The organism is Arthrobacter sp. AG1021 (genome assembly GCF_003633665.1).
Lineage (GTDB): Bacteria > Actinomycetota > Actinomycetes > Actinomycetales > Micrococcaceae > Glutamicibacter > Glutamicibacter soli.
In genome coordinates this window covers 818,666-845,319 of the sequence record NZ_RBLB01000006.1, presented here as the reverse complement: position 1 = coordinate 845,319, position 26,654 = coordinate 818,666, and the positions used below count along the sequence as shown (strand labels likewise).

The 26,654-nt window shown below is 63.4% G+C and carries 27 protein-coding genes and 1 tRNA gene; 11 read left to right on the top strand and 17 right to left on the bottom strand.

Annotated elements, in window-relative coordinates; translation table 11 throughout:
- Positions 1 to 31: 31 nt before the first annotated feature.
- From DFO58_RS04175 to DFO58_RS04165, 3 genes are read left to right on the top strand one after another with little or no spacing between them, the layout of a single operon-like run.
- A complete protein-coding gene (locus DFO58_RS04175) occupies positions 32 to 1,057 on the top strand; it encodes a magnesium and cobalt transport protein CorA (RefSeq protein WP_286163478.1) in 1,026 nt (341 codons plus the stop codon).
- Positions 1,057 to 1,671: a GyrI-like domain-containing protein gene (locus tag DFO58_RS04170; RefSeq protein WP_286163477.1), complete on the top strand. Its 615-nt coding sequence runs from the start codon at positions 1,057 to 1,059 to the stop codon at positions 1,669 to 1,671. The genes DFO58_RS04175 and DFO58_RS04170 overlap by 1 nt, the downstream gene beginning before the upstream one ends.
- Before the next feature lie 25 nt (positions 1,672 to 1,696).
- The gene (locus DFO58_RS04165) at positions 1,697 to 2,383 is read left to right on the top strand and encodes a DNA alkylation repair protein (RefSeq protein WP_120989348.1); all 687 of its coding nucleotides are present in this window, start codon (positions 1,697 to 1,699) and stop codon (positions 2,381 to 2,383) included.
- Between the two features lie 96 nt (positions 2,384 to 2,479).
- Here the strand turns inward: DFO58_RS04165 and DFO58_RS04160 are convergent, their stop codons facing one another.
- Complete coding sequence (locus DFO58_RS04160) at positions 2,480 to 3,163, bottom strand: hypothetical protein (protein ID WP_047119267.1); 684 nt, start codon at positions 3,161 to 3,163, stop codon at positions 2,480 to 2,482.
- Entirely contained in the window at positions 3,160 to 3,681 is a 522-nt protein-coding gene (locus DFO58_RS18110; protein ID WP_147407181.1) for a hypothetical protein, read from the bottom strand. Before DFO58_RS18110 ends, DFO58_RS04160 begins: the two co-directional genes overlap by 4 nt.
- A gap of 197 nt (positions 3,682 to 3,878) precedes the next feature.
- Here DFO58_RS18110 and DFO58_RS04155 point away from each other — a divergent pair, with 197 nt between their 5' ends.
- Both DFO58_RS04155 and DFO58_RS04150 read left to right on the top strand, forming a co-directional pair.
- Positions 3,879 to 4,211 carry a nuclear transport factor 2 family protein gene (locus DFO58_RS04155; protein WP_286163476.1) on the top strand — a complete coding sequence of 111 codons (333 nt, stop codon included), beginning with the start codon at positions 3,879 to 3,881 and terminating at the stop codon, positions 4,209 to 4,211.
- Positions 4,212 to 4,225: 14 nt separating this feature from the next.
- Positions 4,226 to 4,573, top strand: coding sequence for a TfoX/Sxy family protein (locus DFO58_RS04150; RefSeq protein WP_120989345.1), 348 nt, complete (start codon positions 4,226 to 4,228; stop codon positions 4,571 to 4,573).
- Between the two features lie 315 nt (positions 4,574 to 4,888).
- On the opposite strand, the gene DFO58_RS04145 is transcribed toward DFO58_RS04150, so the two are convergent.
- The 11 genes from DFO58_RS04145 to DFO58_RS04090 all read right to left on the bottom strand — a co-directional run bounded on the left by DFO58_RS04145 (position 4,889) and on the right by DFO58_RS04090 (position 15,973).
- Positions 4,889 to 4,961, bottom strand: a tRNA-Ala gene (locus DFO58_RS04145).
- A 74-nt stretch (positions 4,962 to 5,035) separates the two neighbouring features.
- Positions 5,036 to 5,413, bottom strand: a complete 378-nt coding sequence (rsfS, locus tag DFO58_RS04140) for a ribosome silencing factor (RefSeq protein WP_047119269.1) — start codon at positions 5,411 to 5,413, stop codon at positions 5,036 to 5,038.
- A gap of 58 nt (positions 5,414 to 5,471) precedes the next feature.
- Positions 5,472 to 6,962 (bottom strand): hypothetical protein, encoded by a 1,491-nt coding sequence (locus DFO58_RS18380; protein ID WP_183043097.1) that lies wholly within the window; start codon positions 6,960 to 6,962, stop codon positions 5,472 to 5,474.
- Between the two features lie 116 nt (positions 6,963 to 7,078).
- Positions 7,079 to 7,684: a nicotinate-nucleotide adenylyltransferase gene (gene nadD / locus DFO58_RS04125; RefSeq protein WP_082123911.1), complete on the bottom strand. Its 606-nt coding sequence runs from the start codon at positions 7,682 to 7,684 to the stop codon at positions 7,079 to 7,081.
- A gap of 2 nt (positions 7,685 to 7,686) precedes the next feature.
- Positions 7,687 to 7,899 carry a hypothetical protein gene (locus tag DFO58_RS04120; RefSeq protein WP_047119270.1) on the bottom strand — a complete coding sequence of 71 codons (213 nt, stop codon included), beginning with the start codon at positions 7,897 to 7,899 and terminating at the stop codon, positions 7,687 to 7,689.
- A gap of 115 nt (positions 7,900 to 8,014) precedes the next feature.
- Positions 8,015 to 9,286: a glutamate-5-semialdehyde dehydrogenase gene (locus DFO58_RS04115; RefSeq protein WP_047119271.1), complete on the bottom strand. Its 1,272-nt coding sequence runs from the start codon at positions 9,284 to 9,286 to the stop codon at positions 8,015 to 8,017.
- A gap of 23 nt (positions 9,287 to 9,309) precedes the next feature.
- Positions 9,310 to 10,446, bottom strand: coding sequence for a glutamate 5-kinase (proB, locus tag DFO58_RS04110; protein WP_113606343.1), 1,137 nt, complete (start codon positions 10,444 to 10,446; stop codon positions 9,310 to 9,312).
- Positions 10,443 to 12,026 carry a GTPase ObgE gene (gene obgE, locus DFO58_RS04105; RefSeq protein ID WP_113606344.1) on the bottom strand — a complete coding sequence of 528 codons (1,584 nt, stop codon included), beginning with the start codon at positions 12,024 to 12,026 and terminating at the stop codon, positions 10,443 to 10,445. Before obgE ends, proB begins: the two co-directional genes overlap by 4 nt.
- A 125-nt stretch (positions 12,027 to 12,151) precedes the next feature.
- On the bottom strand, positions 12,152 to 12,406 hold the full coding sequence (rpmA, locus tag DFO58_RS04100; RefSeq protein ID WP_022875303.1) for a 50S ribosomal protein L27: 255 nt from the start codon (positions 12,404 to 12,406) through the stop codon (positions 12,152 to 12,154).
- 46 nt (positions 12,407 to 12,452) lie between these two features.
- Positions 12,453 to 12,761 (bottom strand): 50S ribosomal protein L21, encoded by a 309-nt coding sequence (gene rplU / locus DFO58_RS04095; protein WP_047119274.1) that lies wholly within the window; start codon positions 12,759 to 12,761, stop codon positions 12,453 to 12,455.
- A gap of 227 nt (positions 12,762 to 12,988) precedes the next feature.
- Complete coding sequence (locus tag DFO58_RS04090) at positions 12,989 to 15,973, bottom strand: Rne/Rng family ribonuclease (protein ID WP_286163475.1); 2,985 nt, start codon at positions 15,971 to 15,973, stop codon at positions 12,989 to 12,991.
- A gap of 492 nt (positions 15,974 to 16,465) precedes the next feature.
- On the opposite strand from DFO58_RS04090, the gene DFO58_RS04085 reads away from it, so the two are divergent.
- The 6 genes from DFO58_RS04085 to DFO58_RS04060 all read left to right on the top strand — a co-directional run bounded on the left by DFO58_RS04085 (position 16,466) and on the right by DFO58_RS04060 (position 20,887).
- Positions 16,466 to 17,089, top strand: coding sequence for a vitamin K epoxide reductase family protein (locus tag DFO58_RS04085; protein ID WP_120989342.1), 624 nt, complete (start codon positions 16,466 to 16,468; stop codon positions 17,087 to 17,089).
- Positions 17,090 to 17,091: 2 nt separating this feature from the next.
- Complete coding sequence (locus DFO58_RS04080) at positions 17,092 to 17,493, top strand: DUF2809 domain-containing protein (protein ID WP_183043096.1); 402 nt, start codon at positions 17,092 to 17,094, stop codon at positions 17,491 to 17,493.
- A 145-nt stretch (positions 17,494 to 17,638) separates the two neighbouring features.
- Entirely contained in the window at positions 17,639 to 18,229 is a 591-nt protein-coding gene (locus tag DFO58_RS04075; RefSeq protein ID WP_047119278.1) for a GNAT family protein, read from the top strand.
- 186 nt (positions 18,230 to 18,415) lie between these two features.
- Positions 18,416 to 19,699, top strand: a complete 1,284-nt coding sequence (locus tag DFO58_RS04070; RefSeq protein WP_286163474.1) for an AI-2E family transporter — start codon at positions 18,416 to 18,418, stop codon at positions 19,697 to 19,699.
- A gap of 132 nt (positions 19,700 to 19,831) precedes the next feature.
- Positions 19,832 to 20,362, top strand: a complete 531-nt coding sequence (locus tag DFO58_RS04065) for a GNAT family N-acetyltransferase (RefSeq protein WP_120989339.1) — start codon at positions 19,832 to 19,834, stop codon at positions 20,360 to 20,362.
- Positions 20,363 to 20,665: 303 nt separating this feature from the next.
- A complete protein-coding gene (locus DFO58_RS04060; protein WP_053798249.1) occupies positions 20,666 to 20,887 on the top strand; it encodes a type II toxin-antitoxin system Phd/YefM family antitoxin in 222 nt (73 codons plus the stop codon).
- A gap of 65 nt (positions 20,888 to 20,952) precedes the next feature.
- Here DFO58_RS04060 and ndk read toward each other — a convergent pair whose 3' ends face one another.
- Genes ndk through ileS form a run of 4 tightly spaced genes read right to left on the bottom strand, consistent with a single transcriptional unit; the run spans position 20,953 to position 26,449 of the window.
- A complete protein-coding gene (gene ndk, locus DFO58_RS04055; protein WP_047119281.1) occupies positions 20,953 to 21,369 on the bottom strand; it encodes a nucleoside-diphosphate kinase in 417 nt (138 codons plus the stop codon).
- 48 nt (positions 21,370 to 21,417) lie between these two features.
- Positions 21,418 to 21,849 (bottom strand): DUF4233 domain-containing protein, encoded by a 432-nt coding sequence (locus DFO58_RS04050; protein ID WP_113606350.1) that lies wholly within the window; start codon positions 21,847 to 21,849, stop codon positions 21,418 to 21,420.
- Between the two features lie 2 nt (positions 21,850 to 21,851).
- Positions 21,852 to 23,144, bottom strand: a complete 1,293-nt coding sequence (locus DFO58_RS04045; RefSeq protein WP_120989539.1) for a Mur ligase family protein — start codon at positions 23,142 to 23,144, stop codon at positions 21,852 to 21,854.
- 53 nt (positions 23,145 to 23,197) lie between these two features.
- A complete protein-coding gene (ileS, locus tag DFO58_RS04040) occupies positions 23,198 to 26,449 on the bottom strand; it encodes an isoleucine--tRNA ligase (RefSeq protein ID WP_120989338.1) in 3,252 nt (1,083 codons plus the stop codon).
- Positions 26,450 to 26,654: the final 205 nt, after the last annotated feature.

Here is a 26,654-nt window from a genome sequence, read left to right as displayed (position 1 = left end):
CCGGTCGCCGAAGCACCGCACGCCAAGCCGCGTGCCGGCCATCTTCCGTTTCATCCAAGATGGAGCGATCGTTGAAGCTCCCAAGGATGCCGATATCGCGTCGGTGCTGGAATTCTCCCAGCCGGAGGCAAATCGGGTTGGCCTGGGAATCTACCCGGTCCCCGCTCGCGAAGACATCCACGAGTTGGCTCGGGCTTGGCAGCTGCACCCAGTTTTAGTTGACGACCTGCTCCATGCCGGGCAGCGCCCAAAGCTCGAACGCTACGGGGACGTGACTTTGCTGGTCGTCCGATCTGCGTTGTACCTTGACGAGGCCGAAGAAGTCGAGCTTTCGGAATTCCATGTGCTGCTTCGACCCGGCGCGCTGGCGATCCTGTGCCAGGATAACCGCTGGATTGATGGGACCCCGGGGCGCGACTGGGCCGAGGACATAGGCGGCAGCCAGGCGGTTCTGGACAAGCAGCTTCTGGCAAACCAGGCGTTGTTGAAGTTGGGGGCCGAAGCGATTCTCTACCGGCTGTTGGACGAAATTGTCGACGGTTACGTCCCTGCCCTGCAGGGACTCGGCATCGACAAGGAGCAAATCGAGCTGCAGGTATTCGGCGGCGATGCCACGGTCACCGAGCGCATCTACCGGCTCAGCCAGGAAGTCATCGACATGCAGCATGCGACCTCCTCTCTCAGCGAGGTCGTCCGTTCGCTGGCTTCCGGCTTCGAGAAGTACAACGTGCCCGGCGAACTGCAGACCTACCTCCAGGATGTCTCGGACCACCTGACCCGCGCCCACACCCAAACGCAGGAGTACCGGGACGCGCTGTCCCAGATCCTCAACGTGAACTCCACGCTGGTGGCCCAGCGCCAGAACGAGGACATGAAGAAGATCTCCGGTTGGGCGGCAATCTTGTTCGCTCCGACGCTCATTGCCGCCATCTACGGCATGAACTTCGACAACATGCCGGAGTTGCATTGGGCGCTGGGGTACCCCGTGGCGATCGGGGGCATGGTGCTGTTTGCCGCCGGGCTTTATGGTGTCTTCAAATGGAGAAAGTGGTTCTGATGGACAAGATCGATTTCAAGAAGACCGATTCCTATCATGCGCCCAAGACGTTCCAGTCCATCGATGTGCCGCAGATGCAGTATCTCATGATTGATGGACATGGTGACCCGAACACCTCACAGGCTTACCAGGACGCACTGAAGACCCTCTACCCGGTGGCCTACAAACTGAAGTTCGCCAGCAAGCTGGCGGGTCGGGACTATGTGATGCCGCCATTGGAAGGTCTCTGGTGGGCCGAGCAGATGGAATCGTTCACGGTGGCGCGGGACAAGTCCCAGTGGGACTGGACGATGATGCTGATGGTTCCCGAATGGCTTGGCCCGGATGACGTCGCGCAGGCGTTGGACACCGCACAGTCCTCGGGCGAACTTCCCGCCGGAGACAAGATCCGGCTTGGATGCCTTTCCGAAGGCAGTTGTGTCCAGGTGCTGCACATCGGCTCCTATGACGAAGAAGCACCCGTATTGGCTCGAATGCATGAATTCATCAATGAGCAAGGCATGGACCTGAGCGGGAAGCAGCACGAGATCTACCTCTCCGACCCTCGTCGAGTTCAACCAGAGAAGCTTCGTACCATACTTCGCCAGCCGGTGGTCCTGGCCTCGCGCAAATAACCCAAGGAAACTCAAGGAGCAAGTCATGAGCACTGTCCTGACGCCGCAGAGCACGGTGGCCGAGGTTCAAACGGCTCTCGCCGAGTTGGACGACCCGCGCATGCGTGCAGTCAATGAAAAGCATGGTGATGACCTCGGCGTGAATCTCACCAAGCTTCGCGGCCTGGCGAAAGCCCTGAAAAGCAATCAGGAATTGGCGGAGCAGCTCTGGGCAACCCGTGAGACGGCCACCCGACTGGTCGCCATCCTGATCTGCAAGCCGCGCGTATTCACCCTTGATGATTTGGAGCGATGGCTCCGTGAAGCCAGGACTCCGAAGGTCCAAGGCTGGTTCGTGAATTACGTGGTGAAGAAAAGCAAGCATCTGGAAGACCTCCGTAGGATGCTCGTTGAGGACGCGGACCCAATTGTTGCCAGTGCCGGCTGGGAATTGACCGCGCATCAGGTCGTCAAGGCACCGGAGAATCTGGAGCTTACGAATTTGCTGGACACTGTCGAAGCCGAAATGAAGACAGCACCCGAACGCTTGCAGTGGGCGATGAACAACACCTTGGCCCAAATCGGTATCGAACATGAGCCATTGCGGTCGCGCGCCCTGCAAATCGGCGAGGATCTGCAGGTCCTGGCCGATTATCCAACACCTCCGGGATGCACCTCGCCTTTCGCACCCATCTGGATCACTGAGATGGTCAGCCGCAAATCTGCCTCGTAGGACTAGTCTCCGAAACGGCGCTGCGCGCCCGGGAATTCACGACCGCAGCCCCCAGGCTCGGAAGGCTGAACGGGTTACCGACCGGCCGGTGGAATTCTACGCCAAGCGGCCACGATGGAGTGTGGTTGACGCAAGCCAGAAAATTGTCTGGGCGGCCACTACGGTCACGGCGCCCATCGCAACGGTTCCGATGGTCCAGGCGCCCCACACCGTACCGAGTCCTATCAATCCAACGGTCGCCGTTGCCACGACAACGGCGGCCAACAGAATGAGTCGCTTAGCGGTTTCCAAGTTCTCCGCACCATGCTTCCACCCTGCAAACAGCTCTGTGGCCTGTACCAGCGCAACACCGATGCCCGAACCAGTTGCGAACGCAATGACGCCAGGGTCCGGCGCGGCAGTTTGAATCGAGACAATCACTACTGCTGCAATAACCAAGATCGCAACAGCATCGATAACGGATGCGATTACCCGCCACCTCCCTGCTCCCTCGTTGAGTTGGCGCTTGCGCGGGATGTAATCCCACGCTCGAGCAATAAACCAACGGCTTGAGAGCAAGCCGATGGCCAGGGATCCAGCGGGTGCGACTAGGGCCGCAAACAGATCGTTCGTGGCGACCCATACGACTGCCCCAATGGCGACAAGCACCGGTACTGAATTCAATCGTGCAAACCACCATCCACGCAAGTAAAGTGCGCGTGCCTCCGCCACGTCGAGGGGATGCAAGAACTTTTTCTTCGAGAAATCTGGCAGATCTACAGCTTCGTTCATCTCATTCATTTCGAGCTCCACGGCGTGGTTTTTATGAAGTCGGTGCCTACACTGCCTTTGGCGAGTTCGTAGACTTTCTGCCTGGCCACACCCAGAGAGCTGGCCACGGTGACTGCGCTGTATTCCTCCAGCAACGCTTCAATGCTGGCTGCACGTATGCCCGCCGCGCGAGCGACTAGATGTGAAGCAAGTGCGCTAACTTCCGCAGCGATAAGAGCGACTACGCGGTCTCCCCCAAATTCAGCGGCCCACGAAACCCGTCCGGAAGCAGCGGCCGCGTAGAGTCGATCCCCGGCATCCTGGAGATGGGACTCAACACTTCCTGGGGTGACACCGGCCGCGCGAAATCGCTCAATTACAGCTTCCAGGACAGCAACTGGTTCGCGCTGGCGATGTGCGAGCACACGTAACCATTCCGGATCAGCACGAACATCGAAACTGTCCAGAGATATGTCACCCCCGGGATTACACTTCATGTATTGAATGATCAACTCCGTCAGCTGCGCTGTCAATAGGTGTTGGCCCACGGATCTTCCAGCAATGCCAAAGTCTCTCGTGGCAAACGGCTGGACAGGAAATGTTGTTGACATGATTCACGCAAGTCGGTGTCGAAGTCGATTTCAGAGAATATTATTGGGAGCCACTGCATCACGGAAACATTGCATCCGCATCCACACTTTCGAGCAGGGAGCGTCTCATGAAGTAGGACAGCGCCTACAACATCGTGCAGGACTACCACCGTGCGTGGACCAGCGGCAATGTGGATTTGGCGATGAGCTACGTCTCCGATGACATCACCTGCCGATCCCCCGGGGCGGATTTCCAGGGCAAAGACGCCTACAGGAGCTTTATCGCCGGTTTTGCTCCGACGCTCGTCGGCATTGGGGAGATCGCGGAGTTCGTCGACGGGGACCGCGTGGCGCTGTTCTATTACCCCCAGACTGCTGCGACTTCCACAGCACCCGCAGCAGAATTATTCACCATCACTGACGGCAAAATTGTAGAGAACATTCTGATCTTCGATCGGCTCTCCTACGGTCCTCCCAAGCGGATTTAGCCGAGGTAGACGAGATGACGCCCGAGCAGACTGTGATCGTCCAGCGCATCCGTACCCTGCTGGCCGACGAACCGGAACTTCGCGAAGTATCGATGTTTGGAGGCAGGTCAATCATGGTGAATGGCAAGATGGTCGTGAGCGTTCGAAAAGGCGGGACCCTGCTTGTACGCGTCAATACCGATCAGCTCGAAGAGTATCTGGAACGGCCGGAGGCAACAAAAGCACTCATGGGATCTGGTCGCGAAATGGCGCCGGGGTGGATCGAAATCGCAGCGGACGCATTGAGCGAAGGTGGTCCACTGTCTTTCTGGGTCGGTGCCGCGATGGACTACAACCGATTCGTGGCGCGCGGAAAACCCTGAATCAGATCGATGTGACCCGCAACCGCGAGTTCCGGAACTGCCACAACCACATCGACAAGGACGGGAAAGTGACCCTGAGACACGACGGGAAACTGCGCCACCTGGGGGTCCGCAATATCCACGGACGCAAGAAAGTGGTGATGCTGATCGACACCGAAGAAGTCACCGTGCTGGACCCGCAGACCTCGGAAATCCTCAGCCGGCACCTGATCGACCCGGCCCGGAACTACTGGCCGGATAAGCAGAAATCCCCCGGCCGATGGCCGGGGGATTCTGATCAAATTTTGTCAAGGTTCTCTCGACTCTTCACATTTGTGGAGGTAAGGGGATTCGAACCCCTGACCTTCTGCATGCCATGCAGACGCGCTACCAACTGCGCCATACCCCCGTGAGGATCGCTACCTGATCAGGCAACTCATCTATCATAAATGAATGTCTGAACAGGATGCAAATCCATCTCGACTAGTTCTTTTTGCCGTCGGCAGCAGGCAGCTCGATCACCGGGCAATCGGACCACAAGCGCTCCAGCGCGTAGAAGACCCGGTCTTCCTGGTGCTGTACGTGAACTACCACGTCTCCGTAGTCGAGCAGCACCCAGCGGCCGAGGCCGAAGCCTTCACGGCGAACGGGGCGCAGGTCGAACTTCTCGATCACCTTGGCCTGGATCTCGTCCACAATGGCATTGACCTGAGGCTCGGAACCGCCGGAGACGATCAGGAAGGCATCGGTGATGCCCAAACGTTCGGCCACGTCGAGTGCGACCATATCCTCGGCAAGTTTTTCTGCGGCGGCCAGTGCCGCGGTATGCACGAGGGCAATTGAGTCTGCGTGTGCGCCCATGAAGTTGGGTGCCTCCTTTAGGAAGGGGTGGATCAAGGACTTAATTGTCCTATAAAAACTAGTTGGTCAACAACATGATCAGGCCGGCCACTAGGGCCGCGCCGCCAACGCCCAAGGCCACGATCATGGCGATAAGCATGTTATTGGCACGGCGTACACCGTGAGTCTGCACGTCAAGCGGCTGTAGACCTTGGGCATCAACTGCCTCGATACGAGGTAGTTCGACGACCTTGTTTTCGGACGCTGATGCCGGCGCGGGCTTGGCCGCGACAGGGGCCTTGGCAACCGGTGTCGGCTTCGCGGCCGGACCCGGCTTTGGAGCCGGTTTCGCAGCAGGCTTTTGCTCTGGCTTTGCAGCTGGTTTGGCTGCCGCCGGTTTCGGTGCAGGTTTGGCAGGAGCTTTCGCTGCAGGCTTCGGCGCAGGCTTGGCGGCGGGCTTCACGGGAGGCTTGGAAGCGATCTTCCCCTGGGCATCCAACGACAGCGAAACGCTTTCGGTTTTCGGCCCGGAGATACCAGTTTTGGCGATCCGCTCTTCGACTTCGCGAATGTTGCCCATCGCGCCAGTGAATGGGTCGGAAGCAACTTCTTCCTTGCCCTGCTTGGAATTTTCCACGCGCAGGCGCTCACGCTCGGCAGCACGGCGCGAAATAATTGCGGCACGCGCAGCCATTTCGCGCTGATGGGCCAGAACTTCAAGATCGATTTCGGAGTCGTCTTCGCCCAGCAGGATCGGTTCGACCGGAGATTTCGGGTCGTGTGCACGTCGTGCGGCCAACGCGTCCTCGACGCTCATGACAGTTGTATCAGGCGCGCCCTCCGCTCCTGGCTGCTTTGCAGGCTTGGCAGCCTGGACAGGTTTGGCCGCAGCGGCTCCCTTGTTCTGGTCGGCCAATGCCTGCAAGCGCAGCTGCCGGCGGGTCAGCGGCTTCGGATCATCGGCAGGCTCCACGGTTGGGACATGGCTTGTCAGCGAGCCGACTTCTTCCTGAAGGCGGCGGCGCTCACGCAAGGCTTCGCGGTCACGGGCGCGACGCAATGAGGCGCGCTCCCCCAATGCTTCAGGCTTCTGCGCTGCGGGAGTAGATGCAGCTGCCTTGGAAGCGGCAGTCTCGCTCTCTTCGGGCTTGGACTGCGCCGGCTTGTCCGGTGCGCTCTTGACCGGTGCTGATTTGGCTTCAGCGGGCTTAGGTGCCGCAGGCTTGGAGGCTGCCGTCTTGGCCGGCTGGGGTTTGGGCGCAGATTTGGCGGCCGGGGTTTTCTCGGCAGGCTTCGCGGGAGCCTTCGGGGTACCGGAATTGGCTGCCGGTTTCTTGGCAGCAGTTGCCGGCTTGGCGGCAGGCTTGGATTCCGTTGTCTTGGCAGGCGCAGGCTTGGAATCAGCAGGCTTCGATGCAGATGGTACGGGTTTAGCCGGAGCAGAAGAGCTCTTGGAATCGGTCTTGGCGGATTCAGCCTTGGCCTTCTTGTCCGCCTGTTCCTTGGCGGCCTGTTCAGCCTTGCTATTGGCGAGCAGCGCCTCCATTTCGGCGCGTCGCTTTTCACGCAATGCCCGCCTACTGGAAACTGGCTGCGAGTTATCGCTCATCTGGTGCTACTCCCGACCGCATAGACAAATACCGTCACCTTAATCGATTATGCCGTGTATTACGGCTCAATGTGAGGTTACGACTCGGTATAGAGCCCATATTTTGCAATGTACTGCACCACACCATCGGGTACCAGGTACCAGACGGGCTTGTCCTCGGCGACGCGTTCGCGGCAGTCGGTGGAGGAAATCGCCAGTGCAGGAATCTCCAGCTGGGAGACGTTGTCCCGGCCCAAATCGGAAATCACGTACCCCGGACGGCTAACGCCTACGAAATGCGCGAGGTCCCAGACCTGGTCGATGTCCCGCCAGCTCATGATCTGGCTCATGGCGTCGGCACCGGTGATGAAGAACAGCTCGGCGTCGGGGCGCTGGGCGCGCAGGTCGAGCAGCGTATCACGGGTGTAGGTGGCGCCCTCGCGGTCGATATCCACGCGGCTGACGGTGAAGCGCGGGTTCGACGCCGTGGCGATAACGGTCATCAGGTACCGGTGCTCGGCATCGGTGACGCTGCGGTCGGCCTTCTGCCAAGGTTCGCCCGTGGGCACGAAAACCACTTCGTCCAGGTCGTATTCCGCGGCGACCTCGCTCGCGGCAACCAGGTGGCCGTTGTGAATGGGGTCAAAAGTACCGCCCATCACGCCGAGGCGCAATGGGCGGTTCTTGACTTGTTCGTCCGCCAAGATCAGTGGTGCTCAGCGTGGGTCTTGAACTGGCGGTGCTCGTCGAAATCGTCAGGCTTGATTTCGTGGCGCAGGCCTACGTTGGTGTAAGAAACGGTGACCAGCAGCAACAGCATAAATGCCAGGAAGATGCCGCCGCCAATGATCAGGGCCCAGGTATGCGAATCCAACCCAGTGGTGCTTGCGGCTGCGGAAGCCATAATCAGCGCGTTCAAGATATTTCTCCAGTTGTTTTCCTCGTTGCCTGCCGCGTCGGGGGCTAGCCCGGGCAGTGGCCCGAAAGGTCACGGTAGCGTTCTTCTACATGGTACCGAATTAGGCGGTCAGAAACTATTTACGGACATGTCCGTCGCCTTGGACGATCCACTTGGTCGTGGTCAGTTCGGCCAGTCCCATGGGTCCCCGGGCGTGCATCTTCTGGGTGGAGATGCCAACTTCGGCGCCCAGGCCAAGCTGGCCGCCATCGGTGAAGCGGGTCGATGCGTTGACGATGACCGCGGCGGAGTCGATTTCAGCGATGAAGCGCTCTGAATTGCGCAGCGAGGAGGTGATGATCGCCTCGGTGTGGCCGGTGGAGTAGGCGCGGATGTGCTCCAGCGCCTGGTCCATGTCGTCCACCACCTTCACCGCGATGTCAAGGTCGAGGTACTCGTTGGCCCAGTCGTCCTCCCCCGCCTGCACCGTGGCAATCTCCGGCACCAGCTGGGCGGCGCGTTCCTCGGCGTGCAGGGTGACCCCGGCGGCCGACAAGGCCTGCAGCACGCCGGCGGCGGCCGCGGCATTCTGGTGGATCAACAGGGTTTCCACGGTATTGCAGACGCTCGGACGCTGGGTCTTGGCATTGAGCAGGATGTCGGTGGCCATTTCCAGGTCGGCGCTCTCATCCAGGTAGATGTGCACGTTGCCCTCGCCTGTTTCGATGACCGGCACCTTGGCGGTGGTGACCACCCGCTGGATCAGCTCGCGCCCACCGCGCGGGATGAGCACGTCGATCTTGCCGCGGGCCCCCATCATGGCGTCGGCGCCTTCGCGGCCGTATTCGTCCACGGAGATGACCAGGTCGCGGGGCAGCGACACGGATTCCAGGGCGTCGCGGATGAAGCCGACCAGCGCCAGGTTGGAGTTCAGGGCCGCCGAGCCGCCGCGCAGCAAGACCGCGTTGCCGCTCTTCAGCGACAAACCGGCGATGTCCACGGTGACGTTGGGACGGGCTTCGTAGATGGTGCCGATGACTCCCATGGGCACGTTGACCTGGCGCATGCGCAGGCCGTTGGGCAGGGTTTCGCCGCGCACGACGCGGCCCACCGGATCGGGCAGGCCGGCCAGTTCGTGCAGGGCGGAGATCAGCGAATCGATGCGCGGAGCATCCAGCTTCAGGCGGTCCAGCATCGCCGCCGAGGTCCCGTTGGCCTTGCCGGCCTGAAGGTCCTTGGCATTCGCGGCGATGATCCCTGCGCGGTTGGCGTCGATGGACGCCGCAATGGCGCGCAGGGCCTTGTCCTTCCAGTCGCGGTTGGCGCGGGCCAGCACGCGCGAGGCGCGGCGGGCCCGGTCGGCCAGCTTGTGGACGGCTGCATCGGTCTCGGAAACGGTGAGGGTCATGCACCCATTGTAGGTTCCGGAACCTAGATCAGCGCCAAGTCATCGACATGTACTACCGGTTTTTCGTAACCTTCGCCGAGGTCGGCCAGCAGCGTGGAGGTGGAGCGGCCGAACATTGCCGGCAGTTCCAGCGCGGCGTAGTTCACCAGGCCGCGGGCCACCACGGTTCCTGAGGCGTCGCAGATCTCCACCGCGTCCCCGGCTTCGAAGTCCCCGGTAGCCGAGGTGATGCCTGCGGCCAGCAGCGACTTCTCGCCGCTGCGGATGGCGCGCACCGCGCCGGCGTCCAGCATCAGCCGGCCGTGGGCCACCGCGAGGTGGGCCAGCCAGACGTCGCGGGCCGAGCGGCGGGTGTTGCGCGCGGCGAACCAGGTTCCCACGTCCTCGCCGGCCAGCGCGCGGGCGGCGTTGGCGGTGGAGGTGACCAGGGCCGGGATACCGGCCGAAGCGCTGAGCGTGGCGGCCTGCACCTTGGTGATCATGCCTCCGGTGCCCACCGAGGAACCCGAGGTGCCCAGGTCGATGGCGCTGATCTCGTCCGGGTGGCCGACCAGCGGAATGCGGCTGCCGCCCTGGGCGGGATGCGCATCGTAGACGGAGTCCACGTCGGAGAACAGCAGCAGCGCATCGGCCTTGACCAGGTGGGCCACCAGCGAGGCCAGGCGGTCGTTGTCGCCGAAGCGGATCTCGTGGGTGGCGACCGTGTCGTTCTCGTTGACGATCGGCAGCACCCCGAGGTTCAGCAGCCGCACCAGCGCGCGCAGCGCATTGGTGTAGGTGGTGCGGCGCATCAGGTCATCGGCCGTGAGCAGCACCTGGGCGACGGTGATCCCCTGCTGCGCGAACTGCGCGGTGTACTGCGCCAGCAGCAGGCCCTGCCCCACCGAGGCGGCCGCCTGCTGGGTGGCCAGGTCCTTGGGGCGCTTGGCCAGCGCCAGCGGAGCCAGGCCGGCGGCGATGGCGCCCGAGGACACCAGCACCACCTCGGTGCCCGCGGCCACCGTGCGCGAGAGCGTATCCACCAGGAAGTCGAGCCGCTCCTGGGAGATGCCGCCTTCCACGGTGGTCAGCGAGCTGGAGCCCACCTTAACGACCAGGCGCTTGGCCTGGGGCAGCTGGGCGCGGGAGGACACCGCGGAGAGGGTCTTGGTGGTGTTCACTGGTCTTCCTGGGCGCGCTGCTTGGCCTTGCGCTCAGCGGCCTTCGCATGCACGGACTCGGTCCAGATGCCTGCGCGGCGCTCTGCCTCCAGCTCGTCGCGGGCAGCGGCCTTGGCCGCCTTGCGGTCCTCGTGCTCGGCGCGCTTCTCCTCGCGGGTCTTGCGGGCGCCGCGGTCCTCCAGGCGCACGTCCTCGCCGCGGCGGCTGCCCAGCAGCTCCGCACCGGCGGCCATGGTCGGCTCCCAGTCGAAGACCACGGAGTTCTCCTCCACGCCGATGACCACCGCGTCGCCCGGCTTGGCGCCGGCCTTGAACAGCTGGGTCTCCACGCCGAGCTTGGCCAAGCGGTCGGCCAGGTAGCCGACGGCCTCGTCGTTGCGGAAGTCGGTCTGCATGATCCAGCGCTCCGGCTTCTCGCCGATGACGCGCCACAATGGTTCGAGGTTCTGCTCTTCGCGGCGGATGTAGAATTCCCGCTTGTTGACCGAGCGCGGGCGGATCACCGGCACCTCGACCACAGGGGTTTCCACGACACGCGAGGCGCGGGCCTCCTCCACCAGCTTGGCCATCGCGAAGGACAAATCGCGCAGGCCGTCGCGGGCCAGCGCGGAGATCTCGAAGACCTGGTAGCCGCGGCTCTCCAGCTCCGGGCGCACGAAGTCGGCCATGTCCTTGCCGTCCGGCATGTCGACCTTGTTCAGGGCCACCAGCTTGGGGCGCTCGACCAGCGGGACGATGGTGCCGTCGGTGCCGGCGAAAGTGGAGTCGGCCTCGTAGCTGGCCAGCTCGGCTTCGATGGTCTCCAGATCGGTGATCGGGTCGCGGTCGGATTCCAGCGAGGCGCAGTCCAGCACGTGCACGATGGCCGCGCAACGCTCGACGTGGCGCAGGAACTCGTGGCCCAAGCCCTTGCCCTCGGAGGCGCCAGGGATCAGGCCCGGCACGTCGGCCACGGTGAAGCGGACCTCGCCGGCCTGCACGACGCCAAGATTCGGCACCAGAGTGGTGAAAGGGTAGTCGGCGATCTTAGGGCGCGCGGCGGAAACCGCGGCGATCAGCGAGGACTTGCCGGCCGAAGGATAGCCCACCAGCGCGATGTCGGCCACGGACTTGAGCTCCATGACGACGTCCTGCTCCTGACCGGGAATACCCAGCAGCGCGAAGCCCGGGGCCTTGCGCTTGTCGGAGGCGATCGCGGCGTTGCCCAGCCCGCCCTGGCCGCCGGCGGCGGCGAGGAATTCATCGCCCACGTTGACCAGGTCGGCGAGGATGTCGCCGTCGCGGGTCTTGATGACGGTGCCTGCAGGCACACCCAGGATCAGGTCCTGGCCCTGCTTGCCCGGGCGCAGGCCGCCCTTGCCCGGCTCGCCGTTGCCGGCCTTGCGGTGCGGCAGGTGGTGGAAGTCAAGCAGCGTGGTGACCTGCGGGTCGACACGCAGGATGATGTCGCCGCCGTTGCCGCCGTTGCCGCCGTCGGGGCCGCCCAGCGGCTTGAACTTCTCACGCTTGATGGACACACAACCGTGACCACCGTTGCCTGCGGTGGCATGAAGGGTAACGCGATCAACGAATGCAGCCACGGGGCCATCTACTCCTAGAAAAGGGGTGCGAACTTTTGCTCGCTTAAAAGTCTATCTACGCACGCAAGGGGCGGACCGGAATCGGCCCACCCCTTGTGTACTAAAAATGCTGTTGCGTGCCTGAGTTAGGCAGCAGCCACAATGTTCACCACGCGGCGACCACGACGGGTGCCGAACTCGACTGCACCGGCAGCCAGAGCGAACAGGGTGTCGTCCTTGCCGCGGCCTACGCCGGCGCCTGGGTGGAAGTGGGTGCCACGCTGGCGAACGATGATTTCGCCTGCCTTGACTTCCTGACCACCGAAGCGCTTTACGCCCAGGTACTGTGCGTTGGAATCGCGACCGTTGCGAGTGGAACTCGCACCTTTCTTATGTGCCATGATTTAGCCTCTTTCGCTACAAAAAATGGATAGTACGAGCGCCTAATTAGGCGATCGAGGTGACCTTGACCTTGGTCAGAGCAGCACGGAAACCCTGGCGCTTCTTGTAACCGGTCTTGTTCTTGTACTTCTGGATAACGATCTTCTGACCGCGGAGGTTTTCAACGACCTCGGCGGTGACCTTGACCTTAGCCAGGTCGGCAGCGGCGGAAGTTACCTTCTCGCCGTCCACCAGCAGCAAGGCAGGAAGCTCAATGGAGCTACCTGGGGCAGCCTGAAGACGGTCAACGGTGATCAGGTCTCCAACGGAAACCTTTTCCTGGTGGCCGCCTGCGCGGACAATTGCGTACACCACGTGGGTACTCACTTCTACTCGACGTTTATTGTCTTACCGGCGCAGAAATCAACCCGCAAACCTTGTTCAGGTCCGTTACGCAGGGATCTCATGCGCTTGTGCCTTGACGCCGAGCGGACCAAAAGTCCGTGATCTTGGCGTTTAGCACCGATCAACTAGATTACGCTAGTCCACGCCACTGGGGCAAATACAAACTGCCCCAGTGGGTGAACCGTGACCAAGTTCATCTATTTCAGTTCGCGAACCGGAACTCCGACACCGAACATGACCGGAGCACCGGCCGGTTCGGCAGGCTTTTCAGCCCGTGAACTGGCGGTATCCATCTGGACTACCGAACCGGTAGCAGCGGATACCTCGACCACTTCCACCGCCGCGTTCGCATCGCCCTGGACCGAGGTGGCCCGACGGCTGCGTCGCTTTGGTTTGGTGGAACTCTGTGGGGCCGCCGAAGCGGCGGCGGCAGGCGCAGCAGGTGCTGCGGTCTGCTCGGCAACGGGGGCCTGGGAAGCCGGCAGGGCCAGGCCGGTCAGGACCGGCTGCTCCCCCGAGGAGGCCTCCTGCGGACGCGAGGCGCGGCGCGAACGGCTGCGGGCAGGCTTCGAGGAAACCTGTTCTGCTGCGTTCTCCGGCTCGGCGGCAGCCTGCTGCTCTTCGGCCTGAGACTCGGCCCCCTGCTGCTCGTCCTGGCCGCGGTTGCGGCCGCGGGAACGGGAGCGGCGCCGTGGCTTGCGCCCGGAGTCGGACTGCTCGCCCTGTCCTTCGCCTTCCGGCAGCGCTGCTTCCAGCGATTCCAGGGTGAGGGACGAGTCGGCGGAGCCGGTCTCGACGTGCTTCGGCATCGGAACCTCGTCGTCGCCGATCTTCACGGCATGCTCGGCCGGGTGATCCAGGTGCGAGGCCGCGGCGATGTTGGCCAGGGCATGGCGCGTGGCTTCGGTCTTCTCCTCGACGACCTCGGTGTGCTCCTGCTCTACCGGCTTGCTCTCGTCCTTGTCCCCGCCGCGGCGGCGGCGGTTGCGCGAAGGCTTCTCGGCGTACTTCTTCGAATGGCTCTCGCCATGCGAGTTGAAGGACTTGCGGGATTCAACAGGCTCCTCGTGGGTGATGACACCCGCGCCGGCGCAGTGCTCGCACTCCTCGCCGAAGACTTCCAGCAGGCCGGTGCCCATGCGCTTGCGCGTCATCTGCACCAGGCCCAGGCTGGTCACCTCGGCCACCTGGTGCTTGGTGCGGTCGCGGCCCAGGCACTCGACCAGTCGGCGCAGCACCAGGTCGCGGTTCGATTCAAGGACCATGTCGATGAAGTCGATGACGATGATGCCGCCGATGTCGCGCAGGCGCAGCTGGCGCACGACTTCCTCGGCCGCTTCCAGGTTGTTCTTGGTGACGGTCTCTTCGAGGTTGCCGCCCGAACCGGTGAACTTGCCGGTGTTCACGTCGATCACCGTCATGGCTTCGGTGCGGTCGATGACCAGAGAACCGCCCGAAGGCAGGAAGACCTTGCGGTCCAGCGCCTTGGCGATCTGCTCGTCCACGCGGTAGTTGGCGAAGATGTCCTCGTCCTGCTCCCACTTCTCCAGGCGGCCCATCAGATCCGGCGCCACGTACATGACGTAGGCCTCGATGGTGTCCCAGGCCTGCTCGCCGGAGACGATCAGCTTGGTGAAGTCCTCGTTGAAGACGTCGCGGACGACCTTGATGGTCAGATCAGGCTCGGAGTACAGCAGCTCAGGGGCCAGGGTCTTGGTCGAGGTCGACTGCTCCTCGATGCCTTCCCACTGGGCACGCAGGCGGTTGATGTCATTGGTCAGCTCCTCTTCCGAGGCGCCTTCCGCTGCGGTGCGCACGATCACGCCGGCGTTCTCCGGCAGGTGGTCCTTCAGGATCTTCTTCAGGCGCTGGCGCTCGACGTCGGGCAGCTTGCGGGAGATGCCGGTCATGGAGCCGCCCGGCACGTACACCAGGTAGCGGCCCGGCAGGGAGACCTGGCTGGTCAGGCGGGCGCCCTTGTGGCCCACCGGGTCCTTGGTGACCTGCACCAGGACCGAGTCGCCGGCCTTCAGGGCGTTCTCGATGCGGCGCGGCTGGCCTTCGAGGCCTGCCACGTCCCAGTTGACCTCGCCGGCGTACAGCACGGCGTTGCGCCCGCGTCCGATGTCCACGAAGGCGGCCTCCATGGACGGCAGCACGTTCTGCACCTTGCCCAGGTAGACGTTGCCGATCAGCGAATCCTGCTGGGTCTTGGACACGAAGTGCTCGGCAAGCACGCCGTCTTCCAGCACGCCGATCTGGATGCGGTCCTCGCGCTGGCGCACAATCATCTTGCGCTCAACCGACTCGCGGCGCGCCAGGAACTCGGCCTCGGTGATCACCTGGCGGCGGCGGCCGGTCTCGCGGGATTCGCGGCGGCGCTGGCGCTTGGCTTCCAGGCGGGTGGAACCGCGCACCGAGGCGACCTTGTTGTTCACGCTGGCGTGGCTTTCGATGCCGGCGCGCGGGGCGCGGACACGGGTGACGGTGTTCGGCGGATCGTCCTGCGAGCCGCCTTCGAGTTCCAGGTCCACGTCTCCGCGGCGGCGGCGACGACGGCGGCGCGAGGTGACGTCTTCGCCCTCGGACTGCTCGTCGGCTTCAGGGCGCGGCGTGGTGCGGGTCTTCTTCGCGACGGCCTGGGCCAGCACCGAGTGGGCCGATTCAGGGATCGCAAACGGGTTCATGATCATGGTGTTGCCGTGCTCGGCCAGCAACGCGCCGGTGCGGTCTTCGGGCTCGTCGTGCGCCTCGGCCTCGATGGCTGCTTGGGCGATGGCCTCGACGGTTTCCAGCGAAGCTGCCGGTGCGGCCGCCTCGACGGTTTCGGCGGCCGAATCCTGCGGCTGCTCGGAAGCGGCGGCCTCGGCTGCCTGCTGCTTGGCAGCCTGCTCGTTCACTGCCTCGTCGGCGGCTGCGCTGCGCGCGCCCTGGGCGCGGCGGTCAGCCTGGCGGCTGGCGCGCTTGCTGGAGTCAGGGGTGGACACCTGGGTGCGGCGGGTGGCCCGCCAGCGGTACTGGGTATCCTCGACGCCGGCAGCGGCGTTCAGCTCTGCCAAGGTCATGGCACGGCGCAAAGGACGGGCCGGAGTGGTGGACACCTGGGTGCGGCGGGCGCGCGTCGAACGATTGCCTCGCTTGTTTCCCTGCGCCCCACCCTTTCGCTGATTTGATGCGCTCATTTAATTTCGCGTACTCCTACTAATGTCCAACGTCGGCATCCTCCACAGACGGCGCCTTGGCTGAATCTACAATCATGACGTGCGGCTCGGCCTTCTTCTATGAGTCGGCCGGACGCAAAAGCTCTATATATTCCGCAGCTATCCACGCCGCGGGTCCGGTTTACCGATCCCGACGCAGCAACTGCGGCTCAACGCGGCCCTTTCAAACCAGCTGCTTTCCTTTGCAGCCCTTCGATCCGCGGTATTCCCTCGGGAGGCGCACATATTGGGCACTCAACCGAAGCGATGCATCGCCTGACGATCTGTCGTTTCGAAAGTCTCTCGTTGGGTTGAAAGCAGACTGTGGATCCGCGAACAACCATTCCCATTCTCTCATATTTCGTTCACATCGCGTTCACGGGCACATATCCGTTGCACAGAAAATCTTTCTAGGATGAGAACGCACACGGCGGAGACATCCGCTTTCCTAGGAACATATGGAATAGTCAAAGCATGGTTTCATCACTTGAAAATCAACAGGCCCCGGGCGTGTTGCCCTGGTGGGCGAGGGATCGCGGGTTCGGCCTGTTCACCATCATCACCGGCTTCATCGCTTGGGTCGCGGCCGGAATCCTGGTTCTGGAGCGGATCGAACTCTACAAGAATCCCGACTACGTCACCAGCTGCGACGTCAATCCATGGATTTCCTGCGGCACGGTCATGAAGACCGAGCAGGCCGGCATCTTCGGGTTCCCCAACCCGTTCTTCGGCATCGTCTGCTTCGCCGTCGTGGTGACCATCGGCTTCACGCTGCTGGCAGGGGCCACCAAGCTGCAGCGCTGGTTCTGGATCTGCTTCCAGCTGGGCATCACCGCGGCGTTGGGCCTGGTCATCTGGTTCTGGTACCAGGCACTGTACGAAATCAACGCCCTGTGCCTCTACTGCATGGTCGTGTGGACCATGGTCATCCCGCTCTTTGTCTTCACCACCGGACGCAACGTGCTCAACGGCGTGATCCCCGCCGGCGACGGAGTCAAGAAGCTGTTCCGCGAATGGAGCTGGATCATCACCGCCATCCTGTGGCTGCTGGTCGCTGCGACCGTCATCCTGCGTTTCCCCAACGCCTTCTTCGGATAAGCATGGGCAGTGTTTCCGCACGCCGACTGACCTTGGGGATCATCGCCATCGCGATGGTCCCCGTTGGTTTAAGCGCAAGATACCTGGCCGACGGGCTGGCCGCAGACCTCTCCGGCGGGGTGCTGTACGCAGCATTGTTCTACGTGTTGCTCGCCTTCATCTTCGTCAGGCGTTCCCCGTGGCTACCAGCCTCCCTGGCTTTCCTGTGGTGCTTCGGGATCGAATTCCTGCAGCTCACCGGCCTGCCAGCGCTGATGGCTTCCATGCTCCCGGCAGCCCATCTGGTGTTCGGCTCCGGATTCGCTGCGCTGGATCTCGCGGCCTATGCGCTGGGGATCCTGCTGTCTGCAGCGCTGGATTTCTGGCTGGGCAAACACTCGAAGTCCGCGCCCAAGCCCCGGTGAGCGACTCCGGCGTGTCCAGCGCATCCCACCGAAGCAATTCTTTAGCTTAACTCCTAGCCAAACCAGCTTTTCCGTTGCGTATACGTTGATCCAGCCGCAGCTCGTTTCCAGGAACGTGAAATACGCAACAGGGTAGATTGGATGCATGGCCAGTGACATATGGAACACAGAGAACGCCCAGGACTACGGAATCAATCTGCTGATTTCGGAGCACATCCGACTGCGCGAACTGCAGGACGATGACCTGCCAATCCTTACCCAGTGGTGGAATAGCCCGGAGTTCATGGCGCTGCAGGGCTCCCTGGTGCTCCCGCATCCGGGAACCGAAGCCGCCGAGCTCTTCAAGGGCCGCAGCCTGAACCGGGGCACCACCGACGGGGTGGGCTTGTGCATCACGCTGCCCGACGACACCCTGATCGGCCACACGGCGCTGTACAACTACAACGCCCCGGCCCGCTCGGCCGAGCTGATGATCATGATCGGCGGCTCCAACGTGGGCCAGGGCTACGGCACCATGGCAACCAAGATGATTATCGATTTCGGCTTCCGCGAAATGGGGCTTAACCGCATCGGACTGAGCGTCTGGGCCTACAATGAGCGTGCGCTGCGCACCTTCAACCGGGCAGGATTCCGCGAAGAAGGACGCGAACGCCAGGCTGGCTTCCATGATGGCCAGTTCCACGATCGGATCATCATGGGACTGCTGGCCAGCGAATACTTCGGACCGCGTTCCTAGCCCCGATCATCCACCCAGAGCACGAGCAAGTCATCACTGAGCTGGCAAAAGATCATCCTCACGGTGTTGATCAACCAGCTATTCATTTCGCTAGCCTATTGTTGGAGCTATCACAAACGGCATAGAGGAGCGAGTATGAGTTTGTTTCGCAGGGCGAAACCCTCGACGAAGGAGAGGGCGCCAAAGGTGAAGGCCGACGCGGCGTTGGGCTTGAGCGCCGAGCAGCCGCCGGAATTCACCGTCAGCGGGCTGTGGACCGACCTGCTTGGACGCATGGGAATCCGCAGCGCGCAGATCCTGGTTGTCGGCGCGTTGGCCGGGTTCATCATCGTCGGCATGCTCAGGCTCACCACGATCGTCATCCCGACATTGCTGGCAATCATCATCGCCTGCGCGTTGTGGCCACTGGTTGTCAAGCTGCGCAAGGTCTTCAACGCCTTGCTTTCGGCGTGGATCGTTTTCCTCGGTTCCCTGCTCGTGCTCGGCGGCATCGGCACCGGGTTGGTGTTCTCCGTAACCAACGAATGGTCGACGCTCGTCGACAAGGCGGTCCAGGGCTTCAACCAGCTCAACGAGATTGTCCAGAAAATGCTGGTCGACATTCCGTTCACCATCGACCAGGAGCAGATCGACAAGGCAGTCCAAACCGTCACTGGATTCCTGACCAGTTCCCAGTTCGGCACCGGGGCGCTGAATACGATCAGTGCCGCCGGCAGCTTCATCACCGGGCTGATCCTGCTGCTGGTCATCCTGTTCTTCTTCTTGAAGGACGGCGACCGCATTTGGGCCTTCGCGGTCTCCTGGACCCCGAAGCACTACCGCAACAAGTGGATCCTGTCCGGCGACCGCGCGCTGCACACCTTCGGCGGCTACATCCGCGGCACCTCGATCGTGGCGGCAGTCGACTCGATCGGCATCACCGTCACCTTGCTGGTCCTGCAGGTTCCGCTGGCCATCCCGCTGGGTGTCATCGTCTTCTTGGGTTCCTTCGTGCCAATGGTCGGCGCGACGGTAGCAGGCGTGCTGGCCACCCTTGTCGCCCTCGTCACCAACGGGCCGGTGGTTGCCCTGATCGTGCTGGCCGCGGTCATCATCGTGAACCAGCTGGAAGGCAACTTCCTGCAGCCGGTCGTCATGGCCAACGCCCTGAGCCTGCATGCGCTGGTCGTCTTGATGGCGCTGACCGCCGGCACCGTGCTGGCCGGCATCATCGGAGCGGTACTCGCCGTGCCCCTGACGGCCGCTGCATGGGCCGTGATCAAGGTCTGGACAGGACGCGAGAAGAAGGATCCAGCGGTCGAGGCGAAACAGGACATCCTCGCGGAGGTCGCGCTCGATGAGGAGGAATCCGCACTCGAACGCCTCGACGCCAAGGAGAAGGCCGCCAAGGAGCGGGCGCCTCAGGACAAGGCGGAAGCAGCCAAGCCTGCTCATCCGGCCTCCGACGAGGTGAAGGACACCGCCGAGTAGTTCAATACCGCGCACTGCCCGCTATGTACGTCCAAGGGGTCCAGCTTCCATCATCCGGAAGCTGGACCCCTTGTTTTCTCCCGCCTGCGCCATACCCTGCTACTCACCCGTGAAAGGGAAACCGAACACCGCATGGAACCGCTCAGAGAACACCTGTTGCCCAATGGCGGCCGCCTTGCCCTGCGCAGCTTCACCCTGCGGGACATCGATGCCGTACATGCCTATGCCTCGGATCCACTGGTCTGCCGGTACGTCGACTTGGGCCCGAACTCCCGCCCCGACACCGAGGCGTTCATCAACGAGGCCATGGCCTCCGCCGCCGGCGCGTTGAACCTTGCGGTGACGCTGGACAACGAGGCCATCGGCGCTGGCGCGGTATCGACCGCGAGCGGGCAGCATGCATGCGGAGAACTGGGCTATGCCATGAACAGCACGTGCTGGGGCCGGGGGTACGCAACGGTCGTGGCGGGATTCCTGCTCGACTTTGGTTTCAGCGACCTAGGACTGCAGCGCATCGAGGCCACCTGCGCGCCGGAGAACACCGCCTCGCGCAGGGTGCTTGAAAAATCCGGGTTCAGCTACGAGGGGCTTTTACGAGCCCACAAGCGCACGGCAACGGGTCGCCGCGACTCGCTGCTCTTCGCCAGGCTCGCCACGGACTAGTCCCATCGGTTCACGCTGCGTCAGGGGCAGCGTCCTGCGGATCTTGGAACCTTGCCACCGCGGCGGCATCGATACCGCCAGCGGCAATCCACGGATTCATCAATTCGTGTCACAAAATAATGCTGAAGATTGTATTGCCCGATGTTTGTGTGTTTAATGTGACTCATGTGAATTACCTGGAGCGATGCAGAGAACATACTCCCCGGACGGCCACTTGGCCGTTTAGTACCGTGGCCTTCATCCACGGTGCAGGCATCGCCCCATCCTCGACGCTTTGAGCACATGACACCAGGAGGAATCTGCATGCTGAATTTCAGCTATGAAGAAGCCCTACAGAATTTTCCGCACCTGCTGGACAACGTGGCGACCGGCCACGAGGTCATCACCGTCCAAGGTGCTAACCATGAATCGGTGGTCCTGATCTCCAAGGACGACTTCGATTCGATCAGCACCGGCGGCCTCCCGGCCCCCACGCTGGCAGCCCCTCCTCCCGGAACCAACAACAACCTCGATGGCTGGTTGTAGGCATCCCCTTTAAACACGCAATCCCAGGGACCCCGAAGGGTCCCTGGGATTGCGTGTTTCATCGGCTAGTTGCCGAACCAGATGCCGATCTCGCGTGCTGCAGACTCTTCCGAGTCCGAGCCGTGAACCAGATTCTGCTGGACCTTCAGGCCCCAGTCGCGGCCCAGGTCGCCGCGGATGGTGCCCGGAGCGGCGGTGGTCGGGTCGGTGGTGCCGGCCAGCGAACGGAAGCCGGTGATCACGTTGTGGCCCTCGGCCACAATCGCGACAACCGGGCCGGAGAGCATGAACTCTACCAGCGGCTCGTAGAACGGCTTGCCTTCGTGCTCGGCGTAGTGCTGGGCCAGCACTTCGCGGGTCGCGGTGACCTGCTTCAGCTCGGCGATGGTGTAGCCCTTGGCTTCGATGCGGGCGATGATCTGGCCGGTCAAGCCGCGCTTGACGCCATCCGGCTTGACCAGGATCAGGGTACGTTCAGTCATGTGACTACCTCTTCGTATCGGTGGTTGAAACTTCGTGGTCGAACGGGCCTAGGCCTGTTCGGGGTGGGCCTTGTCCCAGGCTTCCTGGGCGGCGGCGCGCTGGGTGTTCTCGCGGTCCATGCTTTCGCCCTTGGACAGCGCGTACCACCAGCACAGGGTGAATGCGCTGGCCAGGTAGAACATGTCCACCAGGATGAAACCGCTGAGGAAGAACACCACCTGCAGGGCCCAGCCGATGATGAAACCGATCTTCTTGGTCAGCAGCGCGCAGGTCACGATGCACAGCACCGCGACCGCGGCGCCCAGGCTGAGGATCACCGCCGGCTCGCCGCGCTTGAGCCCGAAGGCCGCCAGCGTGACGAATACCGCCAGCAGGGCCTCGCAGACCAGCACGGTGGAGGCGAACATCGTTTTAACCGAGCGCTGCTTTTTCTGCATGCCCGGGCGCCACTCGCGCTGGGCGCGGGTCAGCTTGGCCATGACTAGGCTCCTCCCTTGAGCAGGGTCGTAATCTCGCCCACCAGTGTAATCGAGCCGGTCACCAGCACGCCGCCGGACAGGTCGTTGCCTGCCTCGGCGCGGCCGACGGACCACTCGATGGCGTCTTCCAGGTCTTCGGTGACGTGGATGTCTTCTTCAGGCCAGCCGGCGGCCAGCGCCATGTTTGCCAGTTCCCCGGCCGGGATGGCCCGCGGCGAGGAGGACTGGGTGATGCACAGGTCCTCCACCAGGTCGCCGTACTCCTCGCGCATGGTGTAGAGCATGGCTTCGGCGTCCTTCTCCTGCAGGATGCCCACCATGAGCACCAGCCGGGAGAAGCCGAAGGATTCGCGGATCGCCTCGGCCGAGACGCGGATGCCGTCCGGGTTGTGCCCGGCATCCACCAGGATGCTCGGCGCGGTGCGCACCAGTTCCAGGCGTCCGGGGCTGGAGGTCTCGGCGAAGCCCTCGCGGACCAGGTCCGCATTCAGCTCGCGCTCTCCCCCGCCCAGGAACGCTTCCACGGCGGCCAGCGCCACCGCGGCGTTCTGCGCCTGGTGGGCGCCGAACAGCGGCAGGAAGATCTCGTCGTAGGTCGCGGCCTGGCCCTGGATGCTCAGCAGCTGGCCGCCCACGGCGACCTGGCGGTCCAGCAGCTTGAAGTCCAGGGACTCGAAGGCCGTGGGGACCTCCAGCTCGCGGGCGCGGGCCAGCAGCACGTCGGCGGCGTCCACCGGCTGCACCGAGGAGACGAGGTAGCCGCCGGGCTTCAGGATGCCCACCTTCTCCTGGGCGATCAGCTCGGTGGTGTCGCCCAGCAGGTCGGTGTGGTCCAGCGAGATCGGGGTGATGACCGAGACGTTGCCGTCGGCCACGTTGGTGGCGTCGGTGATGCCGCCCAGGCCCACCTCCAGGACCACCACGTCCACCGGCACCTCCGCGAAGATCGCGAAGGCCAGGATGGTGACTGCCTCGAAGTAGGTCAGGCGGGTTTCCCCGCGCTCGTCCAGCTCGGCGTCGACGATCTCCAGGAACGGGCTGATCTCGTCCCAGACGCGCACGAAGGTTTCCTCCGATACCGGTTCGCCGTCCACGCTGATGCGCTCGGTCACGGAGACCAGATGCGGCGAGGAGTAGCGGCCGGTGCGCAGGTCGTGCGCGCGCAGCAGGGACTCGATCATGCGAGCGGTCGAGGTCTTGCCGTTGGTGCCGGTGATGTGGATGACCGGGCAGGCCTTCTGCGGCTCGCCCAGGATCTCCATGGCGCGGAACATCGGGTCCATGCGCGGTTCCATCTTGTTTTCCGGCGCACGGTCCAGCAGTTCGCGGTAGACGCGGCTCAGTTCGCTCACTTGGCCGCGTCCTGCATCACGACGACGGTGACCTGCTCGGATTCGACCGAGTCGTCGACCAGCAGCTCCAGCTGCGCGGTCAGCGTCTCGCCGGCCACCAGCTCGCGGTTGGCTTCCAGCGCCGCGATGGTTTCCGCCTTAGCGGTGACCACGGTGCGGATGCGGTCCGAGACCTGCAGGTCCGCGTCCTTGCGGGCGGACTGGATGGAGCGGATCATGTCACGGGCGGTGCCTTCGGCGGCCAGCTCGGCGGTGACCTCGGTGTCCAGCACCAGGAAGCCTCCGTCGATGACCGCTGCGGCGATGTCCGCTGCGTCGTCCACCACGGTGTCCAGCGTGTACTCGCCCTCGGCCAGTTCCAGGCCGCCGGCGGTGACCACGCCGTCGGTGACCGACCAGTCGCCGGACTTGGCGCCCTTGATGGCCTGCTGCACGTTCTTGCCCAGGCGCGGGCCGGCGGCGCGGGCGTTGACGACCAGCTGCTGGCTGATGCCGTAGCTGGCGGAGTCCACTCCGGCCGCATCGATCAGGGTGACCGACTTCAGGTTCAGCTCCTCGGCGATGATCGACTCGTAGGTGCCGGCCAGGCGGGCGGCGTCGGTGAGCACGATCTTCAGCTCTGCCAGCGGCAGGCGCACCCGCAGGTTCTTGGCCTTGCGCAGCGAGGAGCCCACCGAGCAGATCTTGCGGGTGGTTTCCATGGCTTCCAGGGCCGTGGCGTCGGTCGGGAAGTCGTTGGCGTCCGGCCAGTCGGTCAGGTGCACCGAGCGCTGACCGGTCAGGCCGCGGTAGATCTCCTCGCTGGCCAGCGGCAGTAGCGAGGCGGTCACCTTCACCAGGGTTTCCAGCGCGGTGTACAGGGTGTCGAAGGCCTGGGTGTCCTCGTCGAAGAAGCGCTGGCGCGAACGGCGCACGTACCAGTTGGTCAGCGTGTCCATGTAGCGGCGCACTGCCTCGGTGGCGTCGGAGACCTCGTAGGAATCCAGCGCTTGCGTGACCTCGCGCACCAGCTGGCCGGTGGCGGCCAGCATGTACGTATCCAACGGGTCGGTGGAGGCGGTGGAGAACTTGGCCTCGTAGCCGGCGCCGTTGTTCGCGGCGTTGGTGTAGAGGTTGAAGAAGTGCCACACGTTCCACAGCGGCAGCAGGACCTGGCGCACGCCCTCGCGGATGCCCTGTTCGGTGACGATCAGGTTGCCGCCGCGCAGGATCGGGCTGGCCATCAGGAACCAGCGCATCGCGTCGGAGCCGTCGCGGTCCAGGACCTCGGTGACGTTCGGGTAGTTCTGCAGGGACTTGGACATCTTCTGCCCGTCCGAGCCCAGCACGATGCCGTGGGAGATCACGTTGGTGTAGGCAGGGCGGTCGAACAGCGCGGTGGCCAGGATGTGCATGGTGTAGAACCAGCCGCGGGTCTGGCCGATGTACTCCACGATGAAGTCCGCAGGATTGTGCCCGCCGTCGAACCATTCCTGGTTCTCGAACGGGTAGTGCACCTGGGCGTAGGGCATCGAGCCGGAGTCGAACCAGACATCCAGCACGTCCTCGACGCGGCGCAGGGTGCCGCCGGCGGCGCAGCCGGCATGGGCGGCGGTCAGCTCGTCGATGAACGGGCGGTGCAGATCCGGCTGGCCGTCGTGGTTCACCGGCAGGCGTCCGAAGAAGTTCTTCAGTTCGTCCAGCGAGCCGAAGACCTCGCGGTGCTCGCACTCCACGCCGTCGCATTCCCAGACCGGGATCGGGGAGCCCCAGAAGCGGTTGCGGGAGATCGACCAGTCGCGGGCGTTCTCCAGCCACTTGCCGAACTGGCCGTGCTTGACGTTGCCCGGGATCCAGTTGATCTGCTCGTTCAGCTCCAGCATGCGGTCCTTGATCTTGGTGACCTCGACATACCAGGAGGAGATCGCACGGTAGATCAGCGGGGTGCGGCAGCGCCAGCAATGCGGGTAGGAGTGCTCGTAGGAGGCCTGCTTGACCAGTCGGCCGTCGGCCTTGAGCACGTTGGTGATGGTCTTGTTGGCCTCGAAGACCTGCACGCCTGCGATGTCGTTCAGCGGGCCGCCGGTGAAGACCGGCAGGAACTTGGCGCCCTCGTCCACGGAGAGGATCACCGGGATGCCGTTGGACTCGCAGACCTTCTGGTCTTCCTCGCCGTAGGCGGGAGCCTGGTGGACCAGGCCGGTGCCGTCCGCGGTGGTGACGTAGTCGGCGGTGAGGATCTGCCAGGCGTTTTCGGTGCCGTACTTCTCGGTGTCGGTGTAGGTGTCCCACAGCGGAGCATAGCGCACGCCGGCCAGCTGGGCGCCGGTGTAGCTGGCGGTGATGGCAGCGGCGGCGGCCTTGGCGTCCTTGTAGCCCAGGTCCTTGGCGTAGGAGCCCAGCAGGTCCTTGGCCAGCAGGAACGGTCCGGCGGCCTCGGAGGCCTTCACGCCGTTCTCTCCCGCGGGCACCACCACGTATTCGACGTCCGGGTGCACGGCCAGGGCTTCGTTGGTCGGAAGGGTCCACGGGGTGGTCGTCCAGGCCAGGGCCTGCACGCCGGCCAGCTCGGCCGAGACCGGGTTCTCGCCGGCGAGGATGGTGAAGCCCACGGTGACGGTCTGGTCCTGGCGGTCCTTGTAGACGTCGTCGTCCATGCGCAGCTCGTGGTTGGACAGCGGGGTCTCGTCCTTCCAGCAGTACGGGAGCACGCGGAAGCCCTGATAGGTCAGGCCCTTGTCGCTCAGCTGCTTGAAGGCCCAGATGACCGATTCCATGTATTCGACGTTCAGGGTCTTGTAGTCGTTCTCGAAGTCGACCCAGCGCGCCTGGCGGGTGACGTAGTCCTGCCATTCGTCGGCGTACTTCATCACCGAGGTGCGGCAGGCGTCGTTGAACTTGTCGATGCCCATCTCAAGGATGTGCTGCTTGTCGTTCATGCCCAGCTGCTTCATGGCTTCCAGCTCGGCTGGCAGGCCGTGGGTGTCCCAGCCGAAGCGGCGCTCAACGCGCTTTCCGCGCTGGGTCTGGTAGCGGGCGACCAGGTCCTTGACGTAGCCGGTCAGAAGGTGGCCGTAGTGCGGCAGGCCGTTGGCGAATGGAGGGCCGTCGTAGAAGACGAATTCTTCGCCCTTGCGCTGGTCGATGGAGGCCTGGAAAGTGTTGTCGTTCTTCCAGTAGTCGAGTACGCGCTTCTCAATTTCTGGGAAACGCGGCGAAGCCGGGGTCGAACCGGTTGGGTCAGTAGTGACCTTCGGGTAGAAGCTCATCGCTTTGGCCGTCCTTCAAGCGTAGGGTCGATAAATCCTTGCCTACGAGGACGACGCATGCGCCGCGGTACCACCCCGCTTATCCCCCTCCTGGTGCTGTGGGCACTGGCGGAAAATCGCTTCTCTTCAGCTGTGACGGGCTGGACCCGGTCGGTTCTACTTGGCGTTCGGCGAACTTGATCGAAGAACGCTGTTCTTCCGACGA

What these genes read in the sequence shown, in the direction of transcription:
- DFO58_RS04050 (WP_113606350.1), bottom strand. Translation starts at nt 21,849, where the DNA reads ATGGCCAAGCTGACCCGCGCCCAGCGCGAGTGGCGCCCGGGCATGCAG.
- DFO58_RS04075 (WP_047119278.1), top strand. Translation starts at nt 17,639, where the DNA reads ATGGCCAGTGACATATGGAACACAGAGAACGCCCAGGACTACGGAATC.
- DFO58_RS04170 (WP_286163477.1), top strand. Translation starts at nt 1,057, where the DNA reads ATGGACAAGATCGATTTCAAGAAGACCGATTCCTATCATGCGCCCAAG.
- rsfS (WP_047119269.1), bottom strand. Translation starts at nt 5,413, where the DNA reads ATGGGCGCACACGCAGACTCAATTGCCCTCGTGCATACCGCGGCACTG.
- DFO58_RS04060 (WP_053798249.1), top strand. Translation starts at nt 20,666, where the DNA reads ATGCTGAATTTCAGCTATGAAGAAGCCCTACAGAATTTTCCGCACCTG.
- DFO58_RS04150 (WP_120989345.1), top strand. Translation starts at nt 4,226, where the DNA reads ATGACGCCCGAGCAGACTGTGATCGTCCAGCGCATCCGTACCCTGCTG.
- DFO58_RS04045 (WP_120989539.1), bottom strand. Translation starts at nt 23,144, where the DNA reads ATGGAACCGCGCATGGACCCGATGTTCCGCGCCATGGAGATCCTGGGC.
- DFO58_RS04065 (WP_120989339.1), top strand. Translation starts at nt 19,832, where the DNA reads ATGGAACCGCTCAGAGAACACCTGTTGCCCAATGGCGGCCGCCTTGCC.
- DFO58_RS04115 (WP_047119271.1), bottom strand. Translation starts at nt 9,286, where the DNA reads ATGACCCTCACCGTTTCCGAGACCGATGCAGCCGTCCACAAGCTGGCC.
- DFO58_RS04160 (WP_047119267.1), bottom strand. Translation starts at nt 3,163, where the DNA reads ATGAATGAGATGAACGAAGCTGTAGATCTGCCAGATTTCTCGAAGAAA.
- DFO58_RS04090 (WP_286163475.1), bottom strand. Translation starts at nt 15,973, where the DNA reads ATGAGCGCATCAAATCAGCGAAAGGGTGGGGCGCAGGGAAACAAGCGA.
- rpmA (WP_022875303.1), bottom strand. Translation starts at nt 12,406, where the DNA reads ATGGCACATAAGAAAGGTGCGAGTTCCACTCGCAACGGTCGCGATTCC.
- ndk (WP_047119281.1), bottom strand. Translation starts at nt 21,369, where the DNA reads ATGACTGAACGTACCCTGATCCTGGTCAAGCCGGATGGCGTCAAGCGC.
- ileS (WP_120989338.1), bottom strand. Translation starts at nt 26,449, where the DNA reads ATGAGCTTCTACCCGAAGGTCACTACTGACCCAACCGGTTCGACCCCG.
- DFO58_RS04085 (WP_120989342.1), top strand. Translation starts at nt 16,466, where the DNA reads ATGGTTTCATCACTTGAAAATCAACAGGCCCCGGGCGTGTTGCCCTGG.
- DFO58_RS04080 (WP_183043096.1), top strand. Translation starts at nt 17,092, where the DNA reads ATGGGCAGTGTTTCCGCACGCCGACTGACCTTGGGGATCATCGCCATC.
- DFO58_RS04165 (WP_120989348.1), top strand. Translation starts at nt 1,697, where the DNA reads ATGAGCACTGTCCTGACGCCGCAGAGCACGGTGGCCGAGGTTCAAACG.